We start from the raw sequence: 7,879 nt of genomic DNA, 5'->3' as shown, positions 1-7,879 counted from the left end.
CAAAATATTTGCTAGTTTTGGCGCACAACGACAGGGAATGCGCCATGAGTAGCCTCACCCAACCTGCTACCCCGTTTCGCCACCCCGCGGCCGACGGCTACCGCCTCGGCGGCTTCTGCTGGCGCCACGCCCAACCTGACCCCCAGCGCCCGCTGGTGATCATCAACGCTGCCACTTCGGTACGCTGCCGCTATTACGCCCGCTTTGCCGACTACCTGTTCGCCCACGGCTGCGATGTGCTGACCTACGACTACCGTGGCATCGGCGAATCCCGGCCGGCGTCGCTGCGTGGTTTCCAGGCCTCCTGGAGCGACTGGGGCCGGCTGGATTTCGAAGCCATGCTGGCGCATGCGGCAGCGCATTTTCCAGGTCAGCCGGTGGACGTGGTGGGGCACAGTTTCGGCGGTTGTGCAGTAGGCCTGGCACCGTCGGCTGGCCAGATCCGTCGGGTCGTGATGGTTGGCGCGCAGTTCGCCTACTGGCGCGACTACGCGGCCAACCAGCGCTGGCAGCTGTTCGGCAAGTGGCATGTGGTCATGCCGCTGCTGACCCGGGTATTCGGCTATTTTCCCGGCAAGCGCCTGGGTTGGCTGGAAGACACGCCGTCCGGCGTGGTGCACGACTGGAGCACGCGTACCCCACGTTATGAGCACCGCCCCAGCGGGCGGGCGTTGGCGGCGCTACCGTTCGCCCAGGTGCGTGCGACGACGCTGGCCATCAGTCTGACGGACGACCCTTTCGGGACCGTGGCGGCGACCGAGCGTTTGTTGGGTTATCTACAGGGGGCCGAGCGAAAGCACCTGCGCATTGCACCTGTGGATATCTCGGCCGAGGAAATTGGCCATTTCGCGTTTTTCCATGACCGGTTTCGCGAAAGCCTGTGGCCGGTGGCCTTGCAGTGGTTGCGGCAGGGGAGGCTGGAAGGCGGGGGGCCTGGCACCATCATGGATTGAGGGTGGGCGCGGGATCGTGGGGCCGCAAAGCGGCCCCGGCAATCTCAAGCCTTGCGCGCAAGCGGTTGCGCAGCAAACTTCACACCCGCCAGACCGTGTTTGATCAGTGCACGGATGTTGCCATGGTCGCTGCCCTCAGGCGTGGCCAGCACATCACGGTAGTGTTCGCCGAAGGCCAGCAGTGCTTCCTGGTCGCTCAGCCCTTCAAGCAAGGCCAGGCCCAGGGTTTTGCACGAACCTTCGTTCTGCCCTGCCGCATTCTCTACGCCGCCGTTGTTGAAGGCCTGCGGCTGGTAGCTGTAGTTGTCGGCAATGAACGCCAAGGTATCGGCAAATACATGTTGGCCGCTGGCCAGGCTTGCGCGCAGGGTATTCAGGTCAGTCACGAGGTTTTCCTTTTTCGAACGCCGCTTGTTGTTCGGCGCTGGCTTCTTTCTGGTATTGGGCTTTCCACTCGGCGTAGGGCATGCCGTACACCGCTTCGCGGGCATCATCCAGGCTCAGGTCCAGCTGACGCTCGTCAGCGGCGGCCTTGTACCACTTGGACAGGCAGTTGCGGCAGAAACCGGACAGGTTCATCAGGTCGATGTTCTGTACATCGGTGCGCTTTTGCAGGTGTTCGATCAGGCGCCGGAACGCGGCGGCCTCGAGCTCGAGCTGTTGCTGTGGGGTCATGGTCTTCTCTCAAGTCATGCGGTTCTTCAGGTGGCGGCCACCGTTGATGACCACCTGGCTGCCGGTGCTGTACTGGCTGGCGAGCAGATACTTGACGGTCTCGATCAGCGGGCCGGCGCCGGGTTCGAACTCCAGCAGGGCCTTTTTCAGGGTTTGCTGGCGGTAGGCGTCGTCACCCCCTTCCTTGAGGATCAGCAGCCCGGGCAGGATACCGTTCACACGCACCTTGGGCGCATATTTTTCGGCGAATGACAGCACCATGTTCTGCAGCGCGGCCTTGGTGGCGGCGTAGCCGATGTGGCTTTTACTGCCGCGCGAGGAGGTTTCGTCGCAGATGTGGATGATGTCGGCCTTTTCCACCTTGGCCAGCAGGTCGCCCAGGGCCAGGTTGAGGTGGTAGGGCGCTTCGACGTGCAGGCGGAACATGGTCTCGAGGTTGTCGAGGCCGTCGTCGAGCCATAGCGAGGCGTTGTGGATGATGGCGCGCAGTCCGTCGTAACGATCGTGCAGGTGATCGATCAGCGCCTGGCGGTCGCCCGCCTGGCACAGGTCGGCCTGAAACTGCACGATGTTGGGGTGGGCTGCCTGCGGCTGGATGCTGCGGCTGGCACTGACCACCGTATGGCCGGCCTGTGCCAGTTCGAGGGCCAGGGCCAGCCCGACGCGCTGGCTGGCTCCGGTAACGAGAATGGGGCTGTTCATGTTCGGGGTGGTCAACTTGTCTGTCCTTTGGTTGCCACCCAGCATACCCGAACTGTTTCCCTGTTGTATGGCCTGGCCTCAGCGGCTGCGCAAGGCGCCGGCAGTGGCCGGGGAGGCATGCAGCCAACTGGCTAGCAGGCAGGTGGTCAGCGGGATGAACAGGTACACCATGACCGGCGTCAGGGCCAGGGTGCTGAGCAGTACCCGGGGCACGAGGTCGAGTGCCGTCAACCAATGGCCGAACAGCAGGTTGAAGGCCAGCGAAACTGGGAAAAACGCCAGCCAGATGGCCACGGCCTGCTTCCAGCGTGGCGGTTTCCGCACCGTGTTGGTGCCGAACCAGTCGTCGATACCGCTAACGCGCGCCTCTTTGGGGCGTTCGAACAGACCGTTGCCGCGTTGTAACCATGCGCGGCGAGAGGCGGAGTGCTCCCAGGCATGCAGCGTCGGCTCGTCGCTGAAGCGGAAGATGATCTGAAATTCGTCGCCATCCCGGGGCGGGGCAAGGATGCCCGAGCCGAGGTAGCCAGGGAAGTCGGTGGCCAGCTGTTCGCCTTCGTGCAGCCAGGCCAGCAGGTCCTGGTAGCGGCCATGGGCGGCGCGGCGCGACACCATGAGGGTGACGGGTGGGGTAGACATTGTGTATCTCCTGGCAACGGGGCTGGCGGGTAGCTGGCCCTTTGGCTGTGTGGCCCGGGGTGGTGGGCGACGCAGTCGTGCATGCAAGAATCGGGCACGCATTATCGCGAAGTTGCGTTCCTCGGCAACTATCAGCTGGCAAACGGTGGGTCCAACAGACCGACACGGTCGTAGTAAGCTATGTGCACAGTTTTTACGCACTCAGGGTACTTCGTGCAGATGAACGAGCAGGGACGTAAACCGGTGATCGATGCGAGTTTCGAGCAGCAGGAGCTGTTTCCGATTCGTGAAGTGTCACGCTTGACCGGTGTCAACGCCGTGACCCTTCGCGCCTGGGAACGCCGTTATGGGCTGATCCAGCCCATCCGTACCGACAGTGGCCACCGCCTGTATTCCCTGGCTGATATCGATGAAATCCGCCGTATCCTCGGTTGGCTGGAGCGCGGCGTGGCGGTCAGCAAGGTGGGCAGCATTCTCGCTCGCGACAATGCGCTCTCCGGGCAGGCTGGCGGCGCGGTGGACGCCTGCCTGCGCTGGCAAAACCAGATTCGCCTGGCGGTACAACACTTCGATGTGGCGAGCCTGAATCGCCTCTATGACGAGGTGTTCGCGGCCAGCACCCTGGACCAGGTTTTCGCCGATGTGTTCATGCCGGTTTGGCATGACATGGTCGTTCGGCAAGGCGGCTATGGGCAGGCCAGCGAATGGCTGTTCTATGACCAGTTCCTGCGCGGTCGGGTTTTCGCCCGCTTGCAGCTGGCCCGTGTGCCGTGTAGCCGCACCGTGCTCTTGGCGCCATTGCCGGGGCAGTGCCATGAGCTTGAGTTGCTGGTAACCAGCCTGATACTGGGCAGCGACGAAACACGCGTGATCCCACTGGCTAACGGGCAGCCGCTGCAAGAGCTTGCGCTGGTCTGCGAACGGCTGAAGCCGGACGCCCTGGTGCTGTTTTCCCATCAGTCCCCCACAGCAGAACTCGCCCGGCACTTCAAGCGCCTGGCATCGATGCTGGAATGCCCATTGTTACTGGCCGGTGAAGCGGCGGAAGCGGTACAGGACAGCCTGGCTGGCAGCCCTGTAGCCTGCCTGGGCGCGCAGGGCAGTGTGATGCGTCAGCGCTTGCGGCAGTTTCTGGCCCGTCAGCTCGATACTTGAGTGTGCAGTTCGGGGTGGGCGTGGCGGTGGGCCTGGAGGATGTAGTCGCGCAGGCGTTCGATTTCTTCGGCTGGGCTTTGGCCGAGGTCGTAGGCAGCCAGGTCCGTGCCGATGCGCCGGCCCAACACACCATGCAGTTCGATCGGGGTGATGCCGCCCGGGGCGAAGCGCAGCTCGAAGCGGGCGGGGGCTGTTGGCAAATCACGGACTTCCAGCAGCACGCCTTTGAAGGAAATCTCGCGCACCCACAGGCCACTTGCCTCGTCATGGGCATCGAGCAGTGCGCTCGGCTGGTCCAGCGACAAGCGCCATGGGCGCAGCATGGGGCCGTCTTCGTAGATTTCCGGTGATCCCAGCTGCAGGTGCAGGGCGTGGAACTCGTCCTCTACCAGCTGCAGGGGAAAACTGATCTGCTGGTTGTTGAACTGGGCCTGCAAGGTCACCTGCTCGTTAGCCACCAACCGGGTGAGCAAGCTTTGTATGCGGCGGTCGCCATTGACCAGCAGGCTCGACATGGTGTCAGCCAGGTTAAGTTGCGGCGAATGCTGCATGTTCTGTATGAAATCCAGCTCGTCCTGGGTCAGGAGCGCGTCTGCTTGCATGATCGAACTCGGTGGTGGCGATTTCTTCAACGGAATTGACCGTGCGTGGCGGACTTGGTTCAGGCGCGTTCGTCGGGTTTCGGACGAGCGCGCAGTTCTGCCAGCTCCCGTTCCAGTTCGACCTGGCGGCTGACGTCCTTCTGGATGCCGATGAAGTAGGTGCGCTGGTCGAAGTCGCTCTTTACCGGCGTGATCGACAGCTCGTTCCAGAAGGCGCTGCCATCCTTGCGATAGTTGCGCAGTACCTCGCGGCATGGGCGGCCTTCGGCCATGGCCTTGCGGATGCGTGCGCGGCCAAGCTGGTCACGGTCGTCACCCTGCAGGAACCGGCAATCCTGGTAGAGAATCTCGTCACGGCTGTAGCCAGTGAGGCATTCGAAAGCGGCGTTCACGTAAATCAGGATGGTGTCGTCGCCTTCCTTTTCGGCAACCACGATGCCGTCATTGGACGCATCGACCATCGATTGCAGCAATTGCGCGTTGATCATGTCCGGGCCATTGGTAAAGAAAAACGGAAGATGGCGACGTGGGTAACGGCGGCCTTTTGCCAGCGTTGAATGCTAGTATCCTACGTTTTCACTCAGTTTCGGAATCCTCTACCCGATGAAAGTCGCCATTATTTCCGGCTCGGTCTATGGCACCGCCGAAGAAGTCGCCCGTCATGCTGAATCGCTGCTCAAGGCGGCGGGGTTCGAGGCCTGGCATGCTGCGCGTGCCACCCTTCAGGATCTTCAGGGCTTTGCCCCCGACGCCTTGCTGGCCGTGACCTCTACCACCGGCATGGGTGAGCTGCCGGACAACCTCATGCCGCTGTACAGCACCCTTCGCGACACACTGCCCGCGGCCTGGCGCGGCCTGCCTGGCGCGGTGATCGCCTTGGGCGACTCCAGTTACGGCGATACCTATTGCGGGGGTGGCGAGCAGATGCGTGAGCTGTTCGCCGAACTGGGCGTGCGCGAAGTGCAGCCAATGCTGCGCCTGGATGCGAGCGAGACGGTGACCCCGGAAGCGGATGCCGAGCCTTGGCTGGCTGAGTTGGTGAGCGCACTGAACGCCTGACCCGGCACCTGTGCAGGCGTGTTAGCCGTGGGGCTCGCGCAACAAGGCCAACCACGCCTGCGCCGCCCGTGACAGGTAGGCGCCGCGCCGCCAGATAAACGCGATATCCCAACGCAAATCCTCCTGCGCATGCAACGGCACACGCACCACCCCGGGGCGCTCCAGCGCTTTTGCCACCACCCGGGGCAGCATCACCACGCCCTGGCCCGCCGCCACCAGCGCCGCCAAAAAATCCGCCTGGCCGCTGCGCCCGCCTTCCTTGGGGGTGAAGCCCTGCTGCTGGCACGCCTTCAGCAGCCGGTCGTTGAGCACGAAACTGCGCTGGTACAGCAGGAACGGTGTATCGGCCAGTTGCCCCAGGCCCACGGCGTCCAGGCCCGCCAGGGCATGGCCAGCCGGCAGCAAGGCATCCAGCGGTTCGTTGCAGAAGGGCTGGTAGTCGAATGCCTCGTCGGTGGGCGTCAAACAGCCGCCCAGTTCCAGTTCGCCACTTCTGACGGCCTGTTCGACGCTGCGGCTGCCGCCTTCGAGCAGCTGGATGGCGATGTTCGGATGGCGTCGCCGGTACTCGGCGAACAAGCCGGCGAACAACGTGTCGCTGCCAAGCATCGGCAAGCCCAGGCGTAGTTCGCCACGCTCCATCTGGCTGAGATCGTCCAGCTCGTTGAGCAGCGCCTGGCGCTGGCGCAGCAGGGCTTCGCCACGCTCCAGCACGATGCGCCCGGCAGCTGTCAGGTGCAGGTGCGACGCCTGGCGCTCCAGCAGCGGCTGGCCCACATCTTGCTCAAGCTGGGCCACCTGCTTGCTCACGGCCGACTGGCTGATGTGCAGGGTCTGTGCCGCCTGGGTAAAACCGCCACGGTACACCACTTCGATGAAGCTGCGCAGTTGTTTGAATTCCATGCTTCGAATTCCATTTTGGAATGGCGAGCAGTCTAACAATTCGCTTCTGGCCTAGGCAGCCAAATCCTAAAATGAGGGCCTGTCGAGGAACCCCGCCATGAAACCTGCATTATTGAAAAAAGCCCTGCGCCTGCTTGTCGAGCTGGCGGTTCTCTGTGCGCTGTTCCTGCTTGGTGGTCAGATTGCCAGTTGGCTGGGCTGGCCGATCCCCGGTGGTGTGATGGGCCTGGCACTGCTGTTGATACTGTTCGCTTCGGGTGTGCTCAAACCGGCCATGCTGCAATTGGGGGCCGGCTGGCTGATGGCTGAGATGCTGCTGTTCTTCATCCCGGCGCTGATGAGCCTGCTCGACTATGGCGCATTGATCCGTGAAGAGGGCTGGCGCATCTTGCTGGTGATCGCCGTGAGCACGCTGATGGTGATGATAGTGACCGCCATGACTGTTGAGATGGTGTGCCGCTGGAGGCTGCGCCGTGAGCCTTGAACCCATGCCGCTGTTCTGGTTGGCCTTGACCTTGCTGGCTTACCTGGGCAGCCGTTGGTTGTATCGGCGTAGCCAGCGCTACCTGCTGTCGCCGTTGATCCTGGTGCCGGTGTTGCTGCTGGCTGTGGCCGTGCCGCTGCATACGGCCTATGCCGAGTATGCGCGCAACACCCACTGGTTGATGGGCGTGCTCGGCCCGGTGACTGTCGCCTTCGCGGTGCCGATCTGGCAGCAGCGGGCCATGCTGGCGCGCCATTGGCCGGCCCTGATGGTGGGCATGGTAGCCGGCAGCAGTGCCTCGATCGCCAGCTCCTGGGGGCTGGCGCACCTGTTGGCGCTGGACAGCGCAACCAGCCTGTCGCTGGTGCCGCGCTCGATCACCACGCCATTTGCCATGCCCCTGGCCCATGACCTGGGTGGGGTGCCAGAACTGACCGCGGTGTTCGTGATGTTCACCGGCGTGCTCGGTGCCATGTTCGGCGGTGTGCTGTTGCGTTGGCTGCCGCTGCGTACGCCGTTGGCACGGGGGGCGCTGTTCGGTGTTGGCGCGCATGGTGCCGGGGTCAGCCGGGCGCAGGAAGTGGGCCGTGAGGAAGGCTCGGTGGCCGGCCTGGTGATGGTCCTGACCGGGCTGCTCAACCTGTTCGCGGCGCCGTTGTTGGCCTTGCTGCTCTGACCGTTCGTGCCACTGACTCGCTCAGTCATCA

General features: G+C 63.4%; 12 protein-coding genes. 5 read left to right on the top strand and 7 right to left on the bottom strand.

Going from position 1 to position 7,879, the window contains the following annotated elements; all coding sequences use genetic code 11:
* Nucleotides 1-44: 44 nt before the first annotated feature.
* On the top strand, nt 45-953 hold the full coding sequence (locus tag V7787_RS35745; RefSeq protein ID WP_104887061.1) for an alpha/beta hydrolase family protein: 909 nt from the start codon (nt 45-47) through the stop codon (nt 951-953).
* 44 nt (nt 954-997) lie between these two features.
* On the opposite strand, the gene V7787_RS35740 is transcribed toward V7787_RS35745, so the two are convergent.
* Genes V7787_RS35740 through V7787_RS35725 form a run of 4 tightly spaced genes read right to left on the bottom strand, consistent with a single transcriptional unit; the run spans nt 998 to nt 2,969 of the window.
* Nucleotides 998-1,339 (bottom strand): HopJ type III effector protein, encoded by a 342-nt coding sequence (locus tag V7787_RS35740; protein ID WP_014592347.1) that lies wholly within the window; start codon nt 1,337-1,339, stop codon nt 998-1,000.
* Nucleotides 1,332-1,628 (bottom strand): DUF1244 domain-containing protein, encoded by a 297-nt coding sequence (locus V7787_RS35735; protein WP_158666133.1) that lies wholly within the window; start codon nt 1,626-1,628, stop codon nt 1,332-1,334. Before V7787_RS35735 ends, V7787_RS35740 begins: the two co-directional genes overlap by 8 nt.
* Before the next feature lie 9 nt (nt 1,629-1,637).
* On the bottom strand, nt 1,638-2,375 hold the full coding sequence (gene folM, locus V7787_RS35730; protein ID WP_010955293.1) for a dihydromonapterin reductase: 738 nt from the start codon (nt 2,373-2,375) through the stop codon (nt 1,638-1,640).
* A gap of 33 nt (nt 2,376-2,408) precedes the next feature.
* Nucleotides 2,409-2,969: an antibiotic biosynthesis monooxygenase gene (locus tag V7787_RS35725; protein ID WP_336092116.1), complete on the bottom strand. Its 561-nt coding sequence runs from the start codon at nt 2,967-2,969 to the stop codon at nt 2,409-2,411.
* A 219-nt stretch (nt 2,970-3,188) separates the two neighbouring features.
* On the opposite strand from V7787_RS35725, the gene V7787_RS35720 reads away from it, so the two are divergent.
* Nucleotides 3,189-4,124, top strand: a complete 936-nt coding sequence (locus V7787_RS35720) for a MerR family transcriptional regulator (protein ID WP_041167076.1) — start codon at nt 3,189-3,191, stop codon at nt 4,122-4,124.
* On the opposite strand, the gene V7787_RS35715 is transcribed toward V7787_RS35720, so the two are convergent.
* Both V7787_RS35715 and V7787_RS35710 read right to left on the bottom strand, forming a co-directional pair.
* Nucleotides 4,109-4,726 (bottom strand): hypothetical protein, encoded by a 618-nt coding sequence (locus V7787_RS35715; RefSeq protein WP_064491632.1) that lies wholly within the window; start codon nt 4,724-4,726, stop codon nt 4,109-4,111. The genes V7787_RS35720 and V7787_RS35715 overlap by 16 nt on opposite strands.
* Nucleotides 4,727-4,785: 59 nt before the next feature.
* On the bottom strand, nt 4,786-5,214 hold the full coding sequence (locus tag V7787_RS35710; protein ID WP_014592344.1) for a PAS sensor domain-containing protein: 429 nt from the start codon (nt 5,212-5,214) through the stop codon (nt 4,786-4,788).
* Between the two features lie 115 nt (nt 5,215-5,329).
* On the opposite strand from V7787_RS35710, the gene V7787_RS35705 reads away from it, so the two are divergent.
* Complete coding sequence (locus V7787_RS35705) at nt 5,330-5,785, top strand: flavodoxin (protein ID WP_064491630.1); 456 nt, start codon at nt 5,330-5,332, stop codon at nt 5,783-5,785.
* A gap of 21 nt (nt 5,786-5,806) precedes the next feature.
* Here the strand turns inward: V7787_RS35705 and V7787_RS35700 are convergent, their stop codons facing one another.
* The gene (locus tag V7787_RS35700; RefSeq protein ID WP_336092114.1) at nt 5,807-6,688 is read right to left on the bottom strand and encodes a LysR family transcriptional regulator; all 882 of its coding nucleotides are present in this window, start codon (nt 6,686-6,688) and stop codon (nt 5,807-5,809) included.
* Nucleotides 6,689-6,785: 97 nt separating this feature from the next.
* On the opposite strand from V7787_RS35700, the gene V7787_RS35695 reads away from it, so the two are divergent.
* Together V7787_RS35695 and V7787_RS35690 are read left to right on the top strand one after the other, a co-directional pair.
* Nucleotides 6,786-7,172 carry a CidA/LrgA family protein gene (locus V7787_RS35695; protein ID WP_020192814.1) on the top strand — a complete coding sequence of 129 codons (387 nt, stop codon included), beginning with the start codon at nt 6,786-6,788 and terminating at the stop codon, nt 7,170-7,172.
* A complete protein-coding gene (locus V7787_RS35690; RefSeq protein ID WP_010955287.1) occupies nt 7,162-7,848 on the top strand; it encodes an LrgB family protein in 687 nt (228 codons plus the stop codon). The genes V7787_RS35695 and V7787_RS35690 overlap by 11 nt, the downstream gene beginning before the upstream one ends.
* The last annotated feature ends 31 nt before the right edge of the window (nt 7,849-7,879 follow it).

The organism is Pseudomonas sp. CGJS7 (assembly GCF_036961695.1).
This window is presented reverse-complemented; position numbering and strand designations above follow the sequence as displayed.

Bases quoted from the DNA above. Each gene is read 5' to 3' on its own strand.
- V7787_RS35700 (WP_336092114.1), bottom strand. From the start codon at position 6,688: ATGGAATTCAAACAACTGCGCAGCTTCATCGAAGTGGTGTACCGTGGC.
- V7787_RS35705 (WP_064491630.1), top strand. From the start codon at position 5,330: ATGAAAGTCGCCATTATTTCCGGCTCGGTCTATGGCACCGCCGAAGAA.
- V7787_RS35695 (WP_020192814.1), top strand. From the start codon at position 6,786: ATGAAACCTGCATTATTGAAAAAAGCCCTGCGCCTGCTTGTCGAGCTG.
- V7787_RS35715 (WP_064491632.1), bottom strand. From the start codon at position 4,726: ATGCAAGCAGACGCGCTCCTGACCCAGGACGAGCTGGATTTCATACAG.
- V7787_RS35745 (WP_104887061.1), top strand. From the start codon at position 45: ATGAGTAGCCTCACCCAACCTGCTACCCCGTTTCGCCACCCCGCGGCC.
- V7787_RS35710 (WP_014592344.1), bottom strand. From the start codon at position 5,214: ATGATCAACGCGCAATTGCTGCAATCGATGGTCGATGCGTCCAATGAC.
- V7787_RS35725 (WP_336092116.1), bottom strand. From the start codon at position 2,969: ATGTCTACCCCACCCGTCACCCTCATGGTGTCGCGCCGCGCCGCCCAT.
- folM (WP_010955293.1), bottom strand. From the start codon at position 2,375: ATGCTGGGTGGCAACCAAAGGACAGACAAGTTGACCACCCCGAACATG.
- V7787_RS35735 (WP_158666133.1), bottom strand. From the start codon at position 1,628: ATGACCCCACAGCAACAGCTCGAGCTCGAGGCCGCCGCGTTCCGGCGC.
- V7787_RS35720 (WP_041167076.1), top strand. From the start codon at position 3,189: ATGAACGAGCAGGGACGTAAACCGGTGATCGATGCGAGTTTCGAGCAG.